Genomic DNA, 18,990 nt, shown 5'->3' on the forward strand with positions numbered 1-18,990 from the left:
AAGAAATAAACAGGTATAGATATGTCTGCAAACGCACCAATGCCCGCCTATATGAGCGACCCAACTGATGAACAATTGGCTGCGCTGAATATGGCAATGGATGGTAAATCATTTAAAGTAGTGGCTTATGCCGGAGCAGGTAAGACCACGACTTTAAAACTTATTGGTGAAAGACTGCGCGGAAGAGGCCTTTATTTAGCCTTTAACAAAGGCATTGCCACAGAAGCCAAGCAGAAATTTCCAGGACATGTTGATTGCCGTACGTTTCACTCATTGGCCTATCGTCATGTACCTCGTGATATAACCGCCAAATTGTCACTACCCAGATTTTCTCCCAAACGTTTGGGCGATGATTTAGGATTGCACACGGTACAAGTGCGGCGTCAAATGGATGGTAAAAGCAGTTATGTGAATCTGACGCCTGCCCGCCAAGCCCGTTTTGTGAGCGATGCGGTCAGCAATTTTTGTAGTACTCATGCCAGCTATCCTGCCCCAAGACATATACTGTTACCCAGCTGGATGAGCGAGTCTGATACTGAGCAATTACGCGAGGCTCTGTACCCGGCTGTGGAACAACGCTGGCTGCAATCTATTGACCCACGCCATCCTGCAGGCATCGGTCATGATATTTACCTGAAGCTCTGGGCATTATCAAAACCTGCTATTCCTGCTGATTTCATTTTATTCGATGAAGCTCAGGATGCTGACCCATTAATGATGGGTATCTTGACTCAACAGCCTCGCCAAGTCATTTATGTGGGTGATGCGCATCAGCAGATTTACGAATGGCGTGGCGCAGTGAATGCCATGAAGAAATTACCGTTACCGCAAACTCTGTTGACTCAATCTTTTCGCTTTGGAGAACCCATTGCTGAGGTGGCGAACCTACTATTAAAGGCGTTGCAAGAAGACGTCCCTTTAAAAGGCAATCCCAATAAAAAATCTGGTACAGCTAAATCATTATTACATGGCAAAAAAGACGCCATCTTATGTCGGACCAATGCTTCAGCGATGGCACAACTGTTGGCTGGCTTAAAAAATGGTCATAAAGTTGCTCTACAGGCCGATGCCGATAGAATGCTTAAGTTCTGTAAAGCAGCTGAAAGCTTAAAAGCAGGTAAATCTGCTTATGGCGTTCCAGAGCTCGCCTATTTTTATCAATGGGCAGATGTGCAAGATTATGCGGAAACCAATGAAGGTAGCGACTTAAAAACTTTGGTAAAATTGGTAGACGACCACGGTACAAATGTCTTAACCAAAGCGGTAAACAGTTTGACAGATGTCAAAGATGCCGATTATGTCATCTCTACTGCCCATAAAGCCAAAGGACTTGAATGGTCTCGAGTGCAGCTTGATGATGACTTTTATTATGATGTGACCACTAACGGTGTAAAAATTAGCCCAGAAGAGCTGCGTCTTTTATATGTCGCCTGTACCCGAGCGCAAGATAACTTAGATATTCATAATATTAGTGATTTGATATCAGGTCTTAAGTCGGGTAAAAAAGTGATTTATGGGTCTTAATTGCTAGTCAAAGATAATGCACTTATTGAAGCCAGTTATACGCTTGGGTTAGCCGAATAAAAATTAATATTTTAGCCATTATAAAGTGTAGTGGCATACCAAATTGGGCTGCTTATGATATCGGCGACTACCTTATAGATATTTATCTAAAGGCTTCGAACCAAACCGCCAGTGAGTGTCATGGTACTAACAGTACGGATATACAAACGTTACTAAGCGAATGCTCTGTCATTAAACACTAAAACCTTGGTATTGCAAACCTCCTCTAATCTAAGATCATTATGTGTGAGCTTTATGTCATTTTCAACTCAGTTTTTCTCAACCCCTGTACGACTGCTCGCACCAATGGAAGGTCTGTCTGACCCTTTGATGCGGCAAATACTCACTCAAATTGCCTACGATTTAGGTCGTCCTTACGATTGGTCGGTCAGTGAGTTTATTCGGGTTACTCAACACGTGTTACCTAATCATGTGTTTTACCGTTATGTTCCAGAACTTAAAAACGAAAGCAAGACTCAAAGTGGCACCCCAATCCATGTTCAACTTTTAGGCAGTAACCCTGAACTCATGGCAGAAAACGCCTTAGCCGCTTGTGAACTGGGTGCCTTAGCCATTGATCTAAACTTTGGTTGTCCTGCTAAAACAGTAAATAACCATCGAGGTGGTAGTGTATTACTGGATGAGCCAACATTAATGCGAGATATTATCTCTGCGGTACGTACTGCCGTTCCAACCGACATTCCTGTATCCGCTAAAATACGCTTGGGCTATACCGATACCACTAACATGGATGATATTCAAAAGGCCATTACTGATAGCGGTGCTGACTGGCTAACCATTCACGCCCGTACCAAGACTCAAGGCTATAAACCACCTGCCTATTGGGAGAAAATAGCCCGTTTTAACGACTTACCTATTCCCATTATTGCAAATGGCGAAATATGGAATACGGAGCATGCACAAAACTGTATGATAAAGGCACAAACCCGTCATTTGATGCTTGGCCGTGGCGCAGTAACACGCCCAGATTTAGTGGCTCAAGTTGATGAATCCAGTGCAGAATTAGCATGGCAACAGCTACTACCCTACCAAATTGCATTTTTGCATGGTGACGCTAAAAACGACACCGTTTTAGTAGGCCGTTATAAACAATGGATTGCTATGCTCTCTAAAGGATATATTGAAGCGAAGCAAACATGGGAAATCATTAAACGAGTGAAAGACAAGCAAGTCATTATTAGAGCATTGGAAGATTCTATTTAAGTTTGCTCAAAATAAAATTAGTTCGACAATCAGGAAATAATTAACTACTGACACGAATGGCTAAGTAAAATAACATGAAACAACAGACCATGGATAAGCCCCACAGAATGGAGCGGAATGTTGGTAAGTTAATGATGTATGCAATGCCGTAAGCGATTCGAATCACGACATACATCACTGCTAAGTTATTAATGACAACTTGAGGCACAAAAAAGAGCATGGCGACAATTACTGAAGCTAAAAACACAGGTAAGGTTTCAAAGCTATTTTGTTGAGCAGCATGAGCACGAGCTGCCCTACCACTAAACTTAGCGACCGTTTCACGCGGATGGGCATTGTCTGCCATATGAAACTCGCCCAAAACCTTTGCCAACATCGCAAACAAAATGGGTAGTATGCTGGCGGCCACCATTGCCCAAATGGCCACACTAGCGGACTGCGGTATTAGTACGAAAAACCAACTCATTTTACTTTCCTTCTAATGCTCATCTTTGGCTTATCTTATTTTTCTTATGTTTATATAAACATCATTTTGTTAAGTGATGGAATAAAGTTATATTTTAAAACTAGTTAAACTTACCTTTTTACCTTTGAGGGCAGACCTTAGCCTTCGCTGGCATCTACTTCAAAGCTATGAGTGATATTAACCCCACCTAATGCTAACATTCGACTGGCCGAGCAGTATTTTTCCGCAGATAATTCGACCGCTTTTGCCACTAGGCTTTCTTTTATATTTTTACCAGTAACGACAAAGTTTAGATGAATATCTGTATAGACCGCAGGCACGCTATCGGCACGAATGGCAGACAATTCACAACGAACGTCTTTAATATCCTGACGCCCTTTTTGTAATATACCGACGACATCATAACTGGCACAGCCTCCTAACCCTAACAAAATGAGCTCCATTGGGCTTGCACCAGCTATTTTATTGGCATCAATATCTACTGTTTGTCCAGATGGCGCTGTTCCTAAAAAATGCTTGTCTTCTTTCCATACTACGCTGCCTTGCAGTGGCATATCTGCTGGTGTTTGAACAGGTGTTTGGTTGCTCATGCGGTTATCCCTAATTTTAGTATTTATCTTTATAAATTTTTCTATAAACTTTTATATTGGCGATGCATAATCGTAACACGACCATTTTTTGATGCAATATTAGTTGGGTAAGTAACGCAACGTTCACTCAAGCAGATAATTAAGTAAGCCTCAATTAAATACTCGAATGGGTTTTCTCACTATTAGATATTAGCTTATTTGAGATTATACCGCTAAAAGTGCTTTTATTTCTAAGCAGAGAGCGAGATATGCAGCGAGCGCGGTCTTACGTTTAACGCTGTTTTATATGCATAGTAATTTCAGCTTGAAATACCGTTTTACCGCTTTCATCTATCAAAACAACTGGGACAACAATATTACCTGCTACCCACTCAATATCTTTATCGCTAGCAATAGCGGTTAAACTTGTTTTAGCTTTATGTAGATACTTTACCGTCATCCCACTAGGTATCCACTTATAGTCAGAGGGTATTGAAACGTCGGTCATCATCCCTGCTGCCAATTCAGCGGCGTTACACATAGCGATCGCATGTATCGTATTGATGTGATTTAGAATGGAACGACGCTTTTTTAGAAGGATTTCACAGTAACCCGGTCTTAACTCCACTATTTTTGGCGATATTGAAGAAAAATATGGCGCTTTAAAGCACACAATTTTACTAAACAAAGGCTTACCTAACGGTAACTTCTGCAAAGTTTGATACAATTTCAAAGTTTTCATGACATCTCAACCATCTATAAATTTTGGGAAGTATAGTCTACCGTCGATTAAATCAACACGGCGTTACCCTAGTTAACCATACTACTGTATAGCCCGCCTTGAGTTGCTTTATAGCGGTTTTAGAGTGACTAAACTAGCGTAAGTTTAAATTGACTGGACTATAAATTTATTCTATTTAAATATTTACGTTGCCACTTTAAAATGTGTTATAAAAATACCAAGCCCTTACCCCTGCTTGGCATTTTTATAAGCTTAGGCTTTTAAACTAGACTGAAAAATTTAAGGTTAAGGAGTGTCCTCATTTTGAAAATGGAGATAAAAATAAGGTAAATCGCAGTCAGACAAGGAAAATAATAGGTAAATATCGAGATATTTCCCCGTTATTTGACGTGGTATGACAAGATTTAGCTATTTTTAGCCCATTTAAATGCAATTGTACGCACTGAGGACACGCCCTAGGTTGCGACTAATTAAAACGCTCTACTGAATCCAACAAACACACTGGTTGCATCATCATCTTTAGCGTTTGTATGAGTCACACCAGCGTTAGCGTTAAACGGACCAAATTGACGAGACAAACCCACAGTCATACCAAAGCTATCCTCATCGAATGCTGGCTGAGGCGTGGTAAAACTATTATCTGGCAAGCTATTTAAGCGGGCAGTAACCCCCTCCTGATCATCAGATAGTTGCTTTTGATAATAAATGTCCCCAAATAAATTCAGGGTCTCACTAAGGTTTCTATTTCCTTTTAGCCCAATCTTGCCATAGCTGGTAGTGTATTCTTGCTCATCAAACTGCATAGCTATACCCGACATTTCGACTTCTTTTAGCGCATCTACATTAACTCGGCTAACTGATGCACCCAAATATGGCGTCATTGTTGTATGGCTAAACTGCATAGGGTAGCCGGCTTGCAAATTGGCATAATACCGCTTTCCATCAGCGTTCGACTTAAACTTTTGCGTATAATCTCTTAGTGTCACAGCTCGGGTAACATCCATATCCAGCTTACCAAATCCTAATGCACCATTAACTTGTATACCGCCAAGATTATCAAATGTATTGCTGTGATAGACGCCAACTCCAAACTCATCTAGTTCAATATCACTAAGCCCTGAGACGACATTGTTATTATTAAATTCTTTTTTAGTGATGTTAGCGTATATTCCCGTCACTGCATGTGGCGAATTAGCGTAGGCAAAATCCATACCCACTAATAATTGAGCATTACCGCTACTTTCAAGATTATCAATATCTTGGCCTTGAACATCGCCCGTTGCCCAAACGTTACGTGTCGCTCTGATAGCGCTGTTATTTAAAGAGTTAGTCATTAAAGAGCCATTAGCGCTTTGGGTCTGGTTGATATGTGACTGCAAGCGCTCATTGGTGGCAAATCCTGCTGTGGTTGCTAAATGCGGTAAAATCGCTATCTGGTTTGGTGCAGTAACGACAGCATTGGCATAATCTGCAATCATTTTATGAGCTTGCCCAGTTGGGTGAACGCTATCAGCAAAAAAGTAGGTCTCATTGGCATCTGCTGCTACTCGCGCTGATTTTCCGCAAATCAAGGAGCTGTCAGTCAAACATGCCTTGTCTGTTACATTTTTGAAGCCGTATGTTTCAGGCGATGCGGCAACCTGCTGTAGCAAGCCAAAAGTGTCTAGCGGTATTACATTTGCATCGATGTTAGCAGCACCTTTTAACATAGCTTGGTTAAACTGATTGGTAACATAAGTGCTGGGCGCTTGAGCAGCAGTTCCTACCACATCAGGCGTTAAGCCAATATCTGGAATATTAGGCACTAAAATATACTTTGCCCCCTTATCACTCAGCTTTTTGATGTTCATAACTTGACTATTAACCGCTGAACCTATGATGTTTTGAGCATTGGCACTATCTTCTGAAGCGGCAAGTAGATCATTTGCACCTGCCCACACCACATATAAACCATTAGGGTCTATTTTATTATTGGCTAAATATTGGTCTATTTGACTACTGGCAGAAGCGACGGGAATGTCAAAGCCAAAGTTACTATTGGTTACTTCCACACCCGCTTTTGCACCACCGATGGCATAGTTATTAATTGCTTGGTTATGAACAGCTTGATCACCCGTTTGACCACCAAATGTATTGGCCAAAGAGGTAAGACCCAGCTGATGGGCAAAAGGGGTTGCCCATGTATCGTCTGGATTGGTAGTAAATTGTCCTGATTCAGTTACGCCAGGAATTTGTTGCGTCACTGGTAAAAAGTAACCCCCGTCAGTTAGGCTATCGCCAAAGAAGGTAATACTGTTGTAATGACTATCCGCATGTGCATGACCTACCACTGCTGCATATAATGCAATGGTCAACATACTTTTAGTGAGCATTCTAGGTGCGTTGTAGATAGGCGTGGTAGTGTGAGACATTGTGGCTTCCTTGGTAACTTGCTTAATAATTTGTTTAGGGTCTGTTGAACATTCACATATTAGGAATGCTGATAGCCTGCTGGGTGGCTTCCTTGTCGTATATACAAGCGGTTTATAAAGTTTAGTGTATAGCGTTTATAGTGGGCTGGCAATTGATTTGGTGGGCAAAATTAAAGGAGAACGTGTTTGATTCTATGGCGGTGTTAGGACGTTAACGACTCAGCAGGGCTGACTGCAAAAGATCAATACTTCCCGACAAAGCAATGCTTATTCGAACCTCATTTTATTCTTTATATTATATCGTTAATAAGCAGTAATAAATCTGTGTTGTCTATTTTGATATTCATTTGGCTGAGCAAGGTAGTTACCTGAGTCTGTGATGGGTGTAATGGGTATGATGATTAAAAAAATGCGGTACTAAAGAGCTAAAAGGCTTGGTAAAGTGATAATGGTTAGTATTTAGATAGGTTAGACCCACCTTATAATCTGAATCTGAATGTTTAGTGTCGTTAATAAAACTCGCTATTATCCTATCAAGTAGTGCTCGGTTAAGTCTATCGCTTTCTAAAGACTTATAGAAAGTCTGATCTAGTGTATTCGGCATAGGGAACTGAGATAACTTAACTAATGACACTGCCTCGCTAAACCACGCAGATACAAGCGAATGGCAGGATTGGCTACTGCTTTATTAGAGGGTATGATTGAAAGTAATGAGTAAAGCTCTTTTTCAAAAATAATCCTACCCTGTTATAAGCCAATTAACCTAGCTTAAGTGGCTGAACTAGCTTGACTTTATTTAGTTGTACTTTAAAACAATGTAAAACAATTATTACCAAAATAAATTACCAATTTACATAATTTACTGGTTTAATAGTAGCAACGATTCTCAACCTACTATTTCATGATTCCTTATTAGATATTAGAACGATAAAAGTAACGTGTTGACGGTAGGTGTTTTTTAATTTCGACAATTTTTAAAGGTTTAAGTCATGATTGATGCAGACGGCTTTCGAGCCAATGTCGGTATCATCTTGGCAAATACACAAGGACAAGTTCTATGGGCGAAACGCGTTGGTCATAATTCTTGGCAGTTCCCGCAAGGGGGGATAGATGTTGGCGAAACCCCCATTGATGCAATGTATCGAGAGCTCTGGGAGGAGGTAGGACTATATCCTCGCCACGTTCAAATGTTAGCCGTCACGGATAATTGGCTAAGATATCGCTTGCCTAAACGATACATTCGTCATGGGCAACACCCTTTGTGTATTGGACAAAAACAAAAGTGGTTTTTGCTCCAGCTAGATGAACCGAACACCGAACATATCCGCTTTGATACATCTAAACCAGAGTTTGATCATTGGAGATGGGTCAGTTACTGGTATCCGCTGGGTCAGGTGGTTCATTTTAAACGAGGGGTTTATCGCCGTGCTTTGCACGAATTAGCACGTGAATTACCCCTGAAACCAGAGTTAGTCATTCCTGAGCAAACCAACCATTTGATTCAGGTATAATACTCTTATGAGATTTTCAATTTGTATAACAAAGAGCCTATATCTAGTGATATGGGCTCTTTGTGTATTCGGGCGTGTCTATAGTGAACCCAGTTTAAAATGGATGGATGTAGGCAAGCGAGCTCAAAGATGCCAACCAGTCGGCTAAGTGAGCTTAGCATGCTTAACACGGTAACCGTTTAAAACCCGTGAGACTATAGGCTATGGCTTGATAGCCACTTTTAACACGCCATCTCGTTGATGCATAAATAAATCATAGGCCTCAACGATATCATCTAGCGCATAGGTGTGAGTTACCATTTCAGACAAATCAATGCGACCTGATTCAATCACATTCATCAGACGGCGCATACGCTCTTTACCCCCCGGACACAGTGCGGTGCGAATAGTATGATCGCCAAGTCCTGCGGCAAAATGCGCCATAGGAATGGTCAAGTCCTCAGAATAGACGCCTAAGCTTGAAAACGTACCACCCGGCTTAAGTATCTTGAGCCCCTGCTCGAATGTCGACTGTAATCCCAATGCTTCGATACTACTGTCGACGCCGCGCCCGCCTGTCAACTTCATCACTTCGTCTACGACGTCCACTTCTTTAAAGTTCAGCGTGATGTCGGCACCCATCTTTTTGGCCATTGCCAAACGATCGTTATTACCATCGATGGCGATAATAGTCGACGCGCCTTTTAATTTAGCACCCGCTGTGGCACATAAGCCAATTGGCCCTTGGGCAAAAATAGCGACGATATCGCCTATTTGAATATTGGCATTTTCAGCGCCTTTAAAGCCCGTGGACATGATGTCAGGGCACATCAATACTTGCTCATCGGTTAAGCCATCAGGGACAGGGGCTAGGTTTGCTTGTGCGTCTGGCACTAGAATATATTCGGCTTGAGTGCCATCGATGATATTACCAAAGCGCCAACCCCCAGTGGCCTTATAACCATGACAAGCACACGTACCATCTGGCTGAATATAACCGCCATCTTGAGAAGGAAAGCCATCTTGGCTCGCATATGAGGTAAAGGTAGGGCAAATTGCACCTGCAACCACCCGTTGCCCCTCTTCGTAGCCCATCACCGCACTACCAAGCTTCTCAATAATGCCAACAGGCTCGTGACCGATGGTAAGACCCTGTGCCACAGGATACTCACCTTTAAAGATATGAATGTCGGTACCGCAAATGGTGGTTGTAGTAATTTTAATTAGAGCATCATTGGGGCCGACGTCTGGTATCTTTTTTTCAGTGATTTCAATTTTACCTGGCTCAACAAATATTAGTGATTTCATCATGCTCATGTGGTACTCCTTGTACTTAGATTGCTGTTTATCTTATATAGGTTATCTCTCTTATAGAATATACCCTTAAAATATGACAAGCCAGTTTAAAGCCACATTATTTTTATGGATTTTGGTAACTCTATACTTTATATTTCGCATACAACAAAGCCATTAGCCCAGTCACGAGATTTAGGTACTATGATTAATTACTATGATGCGGATATTCACGACTCTCTAACGTTAAGATTGAGGTATTGTGAGTGTGTTGTTTATTTGTGTCGAAAGCTAGGTTAAAGCTGGGTACTAAATGTGAGGCTAAACTCAAGGTCAGGATGCTCTGAGTACGTGTACCATAGTCACTCAAATCTGGGGTATCAATACAAATCGATGATAATGCTTTTTCAAGCGCCTCGGGCATACCCGTATGAGGCAATTGATCATCTGCGGCTTGCTGCGTATCAGACAGTACATTCCATGCCGCTGATTTCCAGTAACTTTCCTCGCTATTTTTAAGCTCAAAGCTTTCGGCTATAAGCGGCAGCACTTCTTGGCGCACCCGCCCGCGTAAACGTTCACACTTATACCAACTGCTTTCGGGCTGACCATTTGATAGGATATGTAGTCCACTATAAAGAGAGGTTGGCGGATAACCTCGATTGTTGACCACAACCGCTTGGCGAATGTCCCCGACAATTAAGTTAAATCCTGCGTAAGCTTGCAAGTCAATCTGGCGAGCAAACTGCATAGGCGATAGCTCAGAGGTAAGAAAACCTGCTACTAATTCGCCCCGTGAGCGTTGCTCCTCAGTCGCCTGTACGCCATCACGAAAATTTAATACTGCGGCCCATCGTCCATTTTGGCTGACAAATTGATTGCCACTACTTTGGTTTAGAGTCTGTTGATGATACCCAAGCCAAGTGCCACCACTTTTTTCATCTCGCCCAGCAAATATTGGCGCGTCTTCCCATTGATGCGCTGGCGTGGTAGGACGCTCATAAAACTCATCTCGATTTGATAAAAGCACCAATGGCATCTCGTCAAATAACTGCCATGCTATTGCCACAATACACATGCTGTCTCCTTTCTATAACTATTTTATAGTTCTCTCCATAACGTTCTTAGGGGAGACTGTTATTAAATGCTCATTACCACAAATCTATTTACACACTCAATAGTATCTAGCTAATAAATAGCACCTACCTAAATAGTGTTCTTTAAAACGACATTATCATATTAAGGGGTATAGTACATATTATGACAACCCTGATTATTAAGACAGTCATCAGTGCTTAAAGCGAGTCCTAAAAGATTCTGTTTATAGTATTTATTTGTGGTATTAGATGCATTTGATAAAGCCGATCCTAATTTTCAAATATTTTTGCCAGATAAGGGTATTACTGTTTCATCAAATGCGCGACTCGGCTTTTTTTTCAATAAATAACCAAACCAATGCCATAGTTAGTTACTATTTTTACACCCTAACATTCATTAATCTATAAAAATCATAATCCATAAAATGTCCAATTTAGTGCAGATTTACTGTAAATCGTAAAATAAGTAACTATTTTGGTGCATGTTTGGTGCATGAATGCCCCTGCAAATTCTCCAAAGCATACATATTTTCATTAAATTCCACTTTTTTAAGGTTGGCACAGATATTGAACTATTCATAACAGTAAATCACAGCACGTTACATCTGTTTACAACACTGTTATTTTGAATTTTTGGAGAAATAAATGTTTATATTACCCTCTTCTACTGCTGTAAATGCAGCCGCCACTTCTGACACTCTTTTTACCTCTCGTTTGTCAGTACTTGCCGTTGCTATTGTCGGTAGCTTGAGCCTGATTGGTTGCCAAAAACCTGCTGAAACAGCTGCAGAGACTGCACCAACTGAAGCTTCGACAGAAACTACAGAAACCACCACCACACCAGCTGCAGATGGCGACAAGATTAAAGTGGGTATCTTGCATTCTTTATCTGGCACCATGGCCATCTCTGAGACGTCTCTGAAAGATACTGCACTTATGACCATTGATGAAATCAATGCCAATGGCGGTGTGTTAGGCAAGCAGCTTGAAGCCGTGGTCGTTGATCCTGCTTCAGACTGGCCTTTATTTGCGGAAAAAGCCCGCCAGCTATTAACTCAAGATAAAGTAGACGTGATATTTGGCGGTTGGACGTCAGTATCTCGTAAATCTGTGCTACCAGTCGTTGAAGAATTAAATGGTTTAATGTTCTACCCAGTACAGTATGAAGGTCAGGAACAATCTGAAAATATCTTCTATACAGGCGCAGCACCTAATCAGCAGGCAATTCCTGCTGTTGAATACCTAATGAGCCCTGAGGGCGGTAGTGCTGAGCGTTTCGTACTTTTGGGTACCGATTATGTTTATCCGCGTACCACCAACCAGATTTTAAGAGCGTTTTTGAAATCTAAAGGTGTGGCAGATGAAGACATCATGGAAGAATACACTCCTTTCGGCTTCAGCAACTATCAAACTATTGTGTCGAATGTTAAAAAATTCTCTACTGGTAAAAAGACAGCCGTTATTTCGACCATTAATGGTGATTCAAACGTGCCATTTTATCGTGAACTGGCTAACCAAGGTATCAAAGCTTCTGATATTCCTGTGATGGCATTCTCAGTAGGGGAAGAAGAGCTACGTGGTATTGATACCAGTTTATTACAAGGCCATTTGGCAGCGTGGAACTACTTTATGTCGGTTAAAAACCCAGTCAATAGCGACTTTACCAAAAAATATAAAAAGTATGCCCTTGACCATAAATTACCAAATGCCGACAAAGTGGTAACTAACGATCCGATGGAAGCCACTTATGTGGGTATCAACATGTGGAAGCAAGCGGTAGAGAAAGCGGGTACGACTGATGTTGATAAAGTACGCATTAGCATGGGTGGTCAAACATTCGATGCACCTTCAGGTTACACTTTAAAAATGGATGAAGAAAACCATCATTTATGGAAGCCGGTCATGATCGGTCAAATCCGTGCCGATGGTCAGTTCGATGTGATTAGTAAAACGCCAGAGGTAATCCGTGCGGAGCCTTGGAGTAAGTACATTCCTAAATAAGGCTGACATAGCTTAGAGTTATTTTATAACGCATCATCAAGAAATATAAAAGATCACCTCCCTGCAGGATACTGCTTATTGGATAAAGGAACTAAAACGGCAACGTTGAGGTCAATATCTGCTTAATTAGTATAAAAAGGTTAGACATCATTGCAGGGAATGTCGATTTTAAATCACTTTGGAGCCGTAAAAGATGCCATGCCCACCAATCCGCTCAGTGACCACACAGACAGCCTCTTTTAATACCGATAATATCAATAGCACTATTCACAAATACAGTACGTTACTGATATCAAATCATGCAGAGACTTATAAACAAGGGTTAATGAAGCGTCTTATGAACCTTTGTTTATGGGTGCCCTTGTTATTTATAACATTATTTTCTGTACTGACACCTGCTCATGCCCAAACTCAAGAACAAACCCAAGTTGATACTACTCAATCTATTAATGCAAACCCTATAGATGATGCTTCAGGCCTCAATACAGTAGCGATAACATCGAATTTAACGACATCAACTGATACCACACTGCAAGACCAAAACGCGCAGTCGCTCACGACTCCAAACGTCGCCACTCAGGGTGCTACAACTCATTCTGGTGATGCGATTGAGCAATTTGTAGCGGCTGATTTTGCTCAGCGCCAAGCCATGTTAAACAGCTGGCCTGGAACCGCTGAAAGCTTAGATACGTTAGTTGAGCTTATTAGCAAAGATGAGCTGTATCAAGGCAATGGCGGTCAAACTTATCTGCTCAATAGTGACGATCAATTATTCACTTATCCTGATAAACAAGAAACCAGCGAATGGCCTAGCGATTTATCACAAATTACGCTGACCAATGCCCTACGCTCTGCCCTTATTTTTGGTCAAGCTAAGGTCAAGCTTGAATCAGAAAAACCTGCACAGCGCTTACAAGCAGTAGAAATTCTATCTGAGAATATTGATCAAGTAGACCCTGCGACGATTACAGCAGCCGCTGCTAATGAGAAAAACAGCAAGGTTATAGATGCCCTAGCAGCTCTACAAGCCCGTATAGACTTCAGAGATGGCGATCTACCCACTAAAATTGCGGCGGTAAATCAGCTTGCAGATAGCGACAGTCCGCAAGTCCTAGTTGATATTCAATCTGCCCTCACTGCTGACAATTTAGATCCTGCGTTAAAAAGTGCATTAGTGGCAGCCGAAAGCAGTGTTGCCAATAGAATTAAAGTCAGTACTTGGACAGGTCATTTATTTACTGGTATGAGTACTGCTAGTATCTTGCTTTTAGCCGCTCTTGGTCTTGCCATTACCTTTGGGTTACTAGGTGTGATTAATATGGCACATGGTGAGCTGATTATGATTGGGGCTTATGCCACTTATGTGGTGCAAAATCTATTTCAAACCTATCTACCGGGTATGGCAGGATGGTATTTAGTCGCAGCCATCCCTGTTGCCTTCTTAGTCAGTGCTGTTATTGGCATGATTATCGAGCGTATTGTCATTCGTCCTTTATACGGCCGTGAGCTTGAAACTTTACTGGCGACCTTCGGTGTCAGTCTGATTTTAATGCAGCTGGTGCGTATGATTTTTGGCGCACAAAACGTGGAAGTGAGTAACGTTGACTGGTTAAGCGGTGCTTATCAGGTTTCCGCAAGTTTATCACTACCATATAACCGTATCGCTATTATCGGTTTTACTGTGATTGTATTGGCGCTACTGGTGTATTTGCTGAATAAGACCCGCTTTGGCTTGTTTGTTCGAGCCGTGACTCAAAACCGTCAAATGGCGCGCGCCGTTGGTATTCCTTCTGCCCGTATTGATATGCTCGCTTTTGGACTTGGTTCAGGACTTGCTGGGCTTGCTGGTTGCGCTTTGGCGCAAGTGGGTAACGTTGGCCCTGATTTAGGTCAGACTTATATAATCGATGCCTTTTTAGTCGTCGTCGTTGGTGGTGTTGGTCAAGTATGGGGCGCTGTATTGGCAGCTCTAGGTCTTGGTGTCAGCGGTACTGTGCTTGAAATTGGCATCGGTGCTGTTATGGCTAAAATTGTATTACTGGTTCTTGTGATTCTGTTTATTCAGAAACGTCCACAAGGTTTATTCGCCCTCAAAGGCCGATTTGTGGATTAAGGAGAACCCTATGAAATTGACTCAATTACTATCTGATACACCGCGCAACGCCCTCTTAATTGGTCTATGCTTTCTGGTACTGCTGATATTGCCTTGGCTACATTTAATGCCAGAAACCTCAGCGTTGCACCTATCTGCTTACTGGATCACTTTAATAGGCAAAATCATGGCACTTGCCATGGTAGCGCTAGCTTTAGACTTGGTATGGGGCTATGCGGGTATTTTAAGTTTAGGCCACGGTTTGTATTTTGCTTTAGGCGGTTATGCCTTCGGGATGTATCTCACTCGTGAAACCGCAGGCGCTGCCCTACCCGACTTTATGCGCTTTTTAAGCTGGACTGAAATGCCGTGGTACTGGGCAGGTACTCAACACTTTTGGTGGGCAATGGCGCTGGTAGTTCTAGTGCCAGGTCTTGTAGCGTTTATCTTTGGCTACTTCGCCTTCCGCTCCAAAATCAAAGGCGTTTACTTCTCCATTATTACCCAAGCCATGACCTATGCCGCCGCCTTGCTATTCTTCCGTAACGAAACGGGCTTTGGGGGTAATAACGGCTTCACAGGATTTACCACGTTACTTGGCTATGACATTACCGCCGCTTCAACCAGAGCCATGCTTTGCTTTGCGACCGCTTTGGCACTACTGCTCTCATATATCGGACTTCGCTATTTAATGAATCAACCTTATGGACGTGTACTTGGCGCCATTCGTGACAGTGAAAACCGCTTGCAATATCTGGGCTATCGTACGCTTTGGTACAAGCTATCTGCTTGGGTATTGTCTGCCGTGATTGCGGGTATTGCTGGAGCGTTATATGTCCCACAAGTAGGGATTATCAATCCAGGCGAGATGAACCCCGTTAACTCTATTGAGATGGCTGTTTGGGTTGCTGCTGGTGGCCGTGGAACCTTGATTGGTGCCATAGTCGGTGCTGGCGCTGTGAATGCTATCAAAACCTACTTTACGGTTGCCTACCCTGAATTTTGGTTACTTATCTTAGGTGGGCTATTTGTTGTTGTTACCTTATTTATGCCGAATGGCATTATTGGCCTACTCGACCGCTTTAAGAAGGAAAAAGAATAATGCCAAAACAATCAATTGATTCAAACTTAGCGCAGCCTACAGCAACTGAGGGATTAGTAAAGACCCCTATTAAAGGGGTAACTGACTACAGTGAAAATAACCCCGCAGCTGGTAAGCCCAATAGCGTAGATCATAAACTAACCAGCAAGGCGACAACGACTACGCCTGTGACCACTAGCTTAGGTGAGGATTATGGGGATAGCGATGGCTTAGCGCATCCTAAACCTAAGTCAGGGCCTGATATGAGCCATGGTATTGCGCTCTATTTAGAAGAAGTCAGTGTCTGGTTTGACTCGTTTCGTGCTCTAAACAATTTATCGCTTTATATCGAAGAAGGTGAGCTGCGCTGCATTATTGGACCTAATGGGGCGGGTAAAACCACCCTAATGGATGTCATTACGGGTAAAACGCGACCGACTGAAGGTACGGCGTTTTTTGGTCAGGTTCATGATTTATCGAAGCTGTCTACCGAGCAAATTGCTGAAGCGGGCATTGGTCGTAAGTTTCAAAAACCAACAGTGTTTGAGAACTTTACCGTACTTGATAATTTAATGCTTGCAGCACCTAAAGACAAACGGGTTTCAAAAAGCTGGTTTACTAAAATTGATGCCGACACACAGAACACCCTTGATTCAACACTTGAACAAATCCGTTTAAAAGACATGCTCCATAAGCCAGCTGGGCTGTTATCTCATGGTCAAAAGCAGTGGCTAGAGATTGGCATGTTACTCATGCAAAGCCCAAAGCTTATCTTACTTGATGAGCCTGTCGCTGGCATGACTGACGCCGAAACGGAGCATACTGCTGAGCTGTGTCTACGTCTTAAGAAAAACCATACCCTTGTGGTGGTTGAACATGACATGACCTTTATTGATGCGATTAGTGAGAAGGTAACCGTACTGGCAAATGGGGCAATTTTAGCAGAAGGCACCTTGGCAGAAGTGCAAAACGATGAAGCAGTTATTGAGACCTATCTTGGCCGATAGTTAATATGGTCGGTGGCAGTAAGACTCTATATTGACATGGGCTAAAAATGCCACTGAAAATAATAACGGCACTGAAAAATCAGAATTTACACAAAAATTAGGGTGTTTATATGTTAGAAGTTAATGCCATAAATCAATATTACGGTGGCAGTCATATTCTACGTGATGTGACGCTTGCCGCCCCGATTGGGGAATGTAGTGTGGTACTTGGCCGTAACGGTGTTGGCAAGACCACGTTACTAAAATGCCTAATGGGTATTTTGCCAATAAAATCAGGCCAGATTTTATTAGACGGAAAAGACATCAGTAAGATGACACCTGAGCAGCGTGTGCGTGAGGGATTGGCGTATGTTCCGCAGGGCCGCGATATTTTTTCAACGTTAACGGTTGAGGAAAACATTCTTATTGGCATGGCAAAGTTTTCACAGCGCAAAGCAGGCAAAGTACCAAAGCATCTATACGATATATTTCCAGTGCTTGATGAGATGAAGCATCGCCGTGGCGGTGATTTGTCCGGTGGTCAGCAGCAGCAGTTGGCTATTGCGCGTGCCCTCGCCTCCGAGCCGCGTATTCTCATTTTAGATGAACCCACCGAAGGTATTCAGCCTTCTATCATTAAAGATATTGGCCGAGTCATTCGCAGTTTGGCGGATAAAGGCGATATGGCAATCGTCTTAGTTGAGCAGTTTTATGAATTTGCTGAAGAGCTTGCTGATAATTATACTGTGCTATCACGCGGCCAAGTTGTGGCACAGGGCGCAGGCAATGTGATGGCTGAAAACAATATTCAAGAACTGGTGGCTATTTAAACTTAACTCTAAATTTACTACCTTAGCCGAGTCCTCCACGTACTCGGCTTTTTTGTATCTTTCTCAATCAAATAATAGTTCAGGGTCTGTTTTGATCCTTCAAGCATGGAAATGGCTAGGACTAATTTGTGAATGATCAAACAGACTGTAATGCTCTATTGATTAAATTTTGCTATTATGACTCTCATCAAATAATACAACTAATAGACACTTACTATGATGATTCATCCTCAATTTGATCCTGTCGCATTATCCCTAGGCCCAGTACAAGTACATTGGTATGGATTTATGTATTTACTTGCCTTCGCAGCCGCGTATGGGCTTGCTTGGTATCGCAGTACTAAAAGAGAGGGATGGACTAGTGATATGGTGTCAGACCTTGTATTCTATGGCGCACTTGGTGTGATATTAGGGGGCCGTATTGGATATGTGCTGCTATATCAGTTTGGCGAATTGCTGCAAAACCCGATGTATCTATTCAGAGTATGGGAAGGTGGTATGTCGTTCCATGGGGGCTTTGTGGGTGTGGCACTTGCCATGATATTTTTTGCACGTAAATACAAAAAACCAATTTTCAACGTATTAGATTTTATTGTGCCTTGCGTACCCACTGGGCTGCTATTTGGCCGCTTTGGTAACTACATCAATGGCGAGCTTTGGGGACGTGTCTCAGATGGTGGATACAGCTGGCTGACTTATTTTCCTCAAGCCGCTGCCTTTGATGCACAGCTGATTAATACTAACTCTGCCTTGCAATCCTTAATGACGCAAGTGAACAGCATTTATTTATTACCCCGTCATCCCTCACAGTTGTACGAAGCATTTGCGGAAGGCTTATTGACCTTTATTATTGTTTGGTGGTTTTCATCAAAACCTCGCCCGCGCATGGCCGTGACGGCATTATTTATGCTTTGTTACGGCATCAGTCGCTTTGTAATTGAGTTTTTCCGCCAGCCAGATGCAGGTTACGAGCTTATATTTGGCTGGATGAGTAAAGGCCAGTTATATACCTTACCGATGATTATCCTTGGTGTCGTATTAATGATTTTAGCCTATCGCCGTCAAGAATATGACTGGGGCAAACACGCAGCCGTGTAACCAGTATAATTTGCGTCTATTTCAATACATTCACAACCACACTGATT

Annotated in this window: 15 protein-coding genes; 9 read left to right on the plus strand and 6 right to left on the minus strand. The window is 42.3% G+C overall.

Going from position 1 to position 18,990, the window contains the following annotated elements:
• The first annotated feature begins 21 nt into the window (after window positions 1-21).
• Window positions 22-1,524, plus strand: coding sequence for a UvrD-helicase domain-containing protein (locus AC2SLN_RS10930; RefSeq protein ID WP_486549449.1), 1,503 nt, complete (start codon window positions 22-24; stop codon window positions 1,522-1,524).
• Between the two features lie 294 nt (window positions 1,525-1,818).
• Window positions 1,819-2,787: a tRNA dihydrouridine synthase gene (locus tag AC2SLN_RS10935; protein ID WP_486549448.1), complete on the plus strand. Its 969-nt coding sequence runs from the start codon at window positions 1,819-1,821 to the stop codon at window positions 2,785-2,787.
• A 40-nt stretch (window positions 2,788-2,827) separates the two neighbouring features.
• Here the strand turns inward: AC2SLN_RS10935 and AC2SLN_RS10940 are convergent, their stop codons facing one another.
• The 4 genes from AC2SLN_RS10940 to AC2SLN_RS10955 form a co-directional block, all read right to left on the minus strand.
• Entirely contained in the window at window positions 2,828-3,253 is a 426-nt protein-coding gene (locus AC2SLN_RS10940; RefSeq protein WP_486549447.1) for an MAPEG family protein, read from the minus strand.
• A gap of 137 nt (window positions 3,254-3,390) precedes the next feature.
• Window positions 3,391-3,807, minus strand: coding sequence for an OsmC family protein (locus tag AC2SLN_RS10945; protein WP_486530418.1), 417 nt, complete (start codon window positions 3,805-3,807; stop codon window positions 3,391-3,393).
• A 307-nt stretch (window positions 3,808-4,114) separates the two neighbouring features.
• The gene (locus tag AC2SLN_RS10950) at window positions 4,115-4,564 is read right to left on the minus strand and encodes a hotdog fold domain-containing protein (RefSeq protein ID WP_486549446.1); all 450 of its coding nucleotides are present in this window, start codon (window positions 4,562-4,564) and stop codon (window positions 4,115-4,117) included.
• 470 nt (window positions 4,565-5,034) lie between these two features.
• Window positions 5,035-6,975 (minus strand): autotransporter domain-containing protein, encoded by a 1,941-nt coding sequence (locus AC2SLN_RS10955; protein WP_486549445.1) that lies wholly within the window; start codon window positions 6,973-6,975, stop codon window positions 5,035-5,037.
• A 989-nt stretch (window positions 6,976-7,964) separates the two neighbouring features.
• Between AC2SLN_RS10955 and AC2SLN_RS10960 the strand changes: the two genes are divergently transcribed.
• Entirely contained in the window at window positions 7,965-8,486 is a 522-nt protein-coding gene (locus AC2SLN_RS10960; RefSeq protein WP_486549444.1) for an RNA pyrophosphohydrolase, read from the plus strand.
• A gap of 201 nt (window positions 8,487-8,687) precedes the next feature.
• On the opposite strand, the gene AC2SLN_RS10965 is transcribed toward AC2SLN_RS10960, so the two are convergent.
• Both AC2SLN_RS10965 and AC2SLN_RS10970 read right to left on the minus strand, forming a co-directional pair.
• Window positions 8,688-9,782, minus strand: a complete 1,095-nt coding sequence (locus AC2SLN_RS10965; protein WP_486549443.1) for an NAD(P)-dependent alcohol dehydrogenase — start codon at window positions 9,780-9,782, stop codon at window positions 8,688-8,690.
• A 184-nt stretch (window positions 9,783-9,966) separates the two neighbouring features.
• Complete coding sequence (locus AC2SLN_RS10970; RefSeq protein WP_486549442.1) at window positions 9,967-10,836, minus strand: NRDE family protein; 870 nt, start codon at window positions 10,834-10,836, stop codon at window positions 9,967-9,969.
• 664 nt (window positions 10,837-11,500) lie between these two features.
• Here AC2SLN_RS10970 and urtA point away from each other — a divergent pair.
• The 6 genes from urtA (at window position 11,501) to lgt (ending at window position 18,943) form a co-directional block, all read left to right on the plus strand.
• Window positions 11,501-12,856 carry an urea ABC transporter substrate-binding protein gene (gene urtA / locus AC2SLN_RS10975; RefSeq protein ID WP_486549441.1) on the plus strand — a complete coding sequence of 452 codons (1,356 nt, stop codon included), beginning with the start codon at window positions 11,501-11,503 and terminating at the stop codon, window positions 12,854-12,856.
• 193 nt (window positions 12,857-13,049) lie between these two features.
• Window positions 13,050-14,969 carry an urea ABC transporter permease subunit UrtB gene (urtB, locus tag AC2SLN_RS10980; protein WP_495057335.1) on the plus strand — a complete coding sequence of 640 codons (1,920 nt, stop codon included), beginning with the start codon at window positions 13,050-13,052 and terminating at the stop codon, window positions 14,967-14,969.
• 10 nt (window positions 14,970-14,979) lie between these two features.
• The gene (gene urtC / locus AC2SLN_RS10985; protein ID WP_486549440.1) at window positions 14,980-16,050 is read left to right on the plus strand and encodes an urea ABC transporter permease subunit UrtC; all 1,071 of its coding nucleotides are present in this window, start codon (window positions 14,980-14,982) and stop codon (window positions 16,048-16,050) included.
• A complete protein-coding gene (gene urtD, locus AC2SLN_RS10990) occupies window positions 16,050-17,036 on the plus strand; it encodes an urea ABC transporter ATP-binding protein UrtD (RefSeq protein ID WP_486549439.1) in 987 nt (328 codons plus the stop codon). Before urtC ends, urtD begins: the two co-directional genes overlap by 1 nt.
• A 110-nt stretch (window positions 17,037-17,146) precedes the next feature.
• A complete protein-coding gene (gene urtE, locus AC2SLN_RS10995) occupies window positions 17,147-17,845 on the plus strand; it encodes an urea ABC transporter ATP-binding subunit UrtE (RefSeq protein WP_486530780.1) in 699 nt (232 codons plus the stop codon).
• Window positions 17,846-18,061: 216 nt separating this feature from the next.
• Entirely contained in the window at window positions 18,062-18,943 is an 882-nt protein-coding gene (lgt, locus tag AC2SLN_RS11000) for a prolipoprotein diacylglyceryl transferase (RefSeq protein ID WP_486549438.1), read from the plus strand.
• Window positions 18,944-18,990: the final 47 nt, after the last annotated feature.

Source organism: Psychrobacter sp. CX90 (assembly GCF_057396305.2).

Coding starts and splice junctions, on each gene's coding strand:
- AC2SLN_RS10930 (WP_486549449.1), top strand. CDS start 22: ATGTCTGCAAACGCACCAATGCCCGCCTATATGAGCGACCCAACTGAT.
- AC2SLN_RS10935 (WP_486549448.1), top strand. CDS start 1,819: ATGTCATTTTCAACTCAGTTTTTCTCAACCCCTGTACGACTGCTCGCA.
- AC2SLN_RS10940 (WP_486549447.1), bottom strand. CDS start 3,253: ATGAGTTGGTTTTTCGTACTAATACCGCAGTCCGCTAGTGTGGCCATT.
- AC2SLN_RS10945 (WP_486530418.1), bottom strand. CDS start 3,807: ATGCCACTGCAAGGCAGCGTAGTATGGAAAGAAGACAAGCATTTTTTA.
- AC2SLN_RS10950 (WP_486549446.1), bottom strand. CDS start 4,564: ATGAAAACTTTGAAATTGTATCAAACTTTGCAGAAGTTACCGTTAGGT.
- AC2SLN_RS10955 (WP_486549445.1), bottom strand. CDS start 6,975: ATGTCTCACACTACCACGCCTATCTACAACGCACCTAGAATGCTCACT.
- AC2SLN_RS10960 (WP_486549444.1), top strand. CDS start 7,965: ATGATTGATGCAGACGGCTTTCGAGCCAATGTCGGTATCATCTTGGCA.
- AC2SLN_RS10965 (WP_486549443.1), bottom strand. CDS start 9,782: ATGAGCATGATGAAATCACTAATATTTGTTGAGCCAGGTAAAATTGAA.
- AC2SLN_RS10970 (WP_486549442.1), bottom strand. CDS start 10,836: ATGTGTATTGTGGCAATAGCATGGCAGTTATTTGACGAGATGCCATTG.
- urtA (WP_486549441.1), top strand. CDS start 11,501: ATGTTTATATTACCCTCTTCTACTGCTGTAAATGCAGCCGCCACTTCT.
- urtB (WP_495057335.1), top strand. CDS start 13,050: ATGCCATGCCCACCAATCCGCTCAGTGACCACACAGACAGCCTCTTTT.
- urtC (WP_486549440.1), top strand. CDS start 14,980: ATGAAATTGACTCAATTACTATCTGATACACCGCGCAACGCCCTCTTA.
- urtD (WP_486549439.1), top strand. CDS start 16,050: ATGCCAAAACAATCAATTGATTCAAACTTAGCGCAGCCTACAGCAACT.
- urtE (WP_486530780.1), top strand. CDS start 17,147: ATGTTAGAAGTTAATGCCATAAATCAATATTACGGTGGCAGTCATATT.
- lgt (WP_486549438.1), top strand. CDS start 18,062: ATGATGATTCATCCTCAATTTGATCCTGTCGCATTATCCCTAGGCCCA.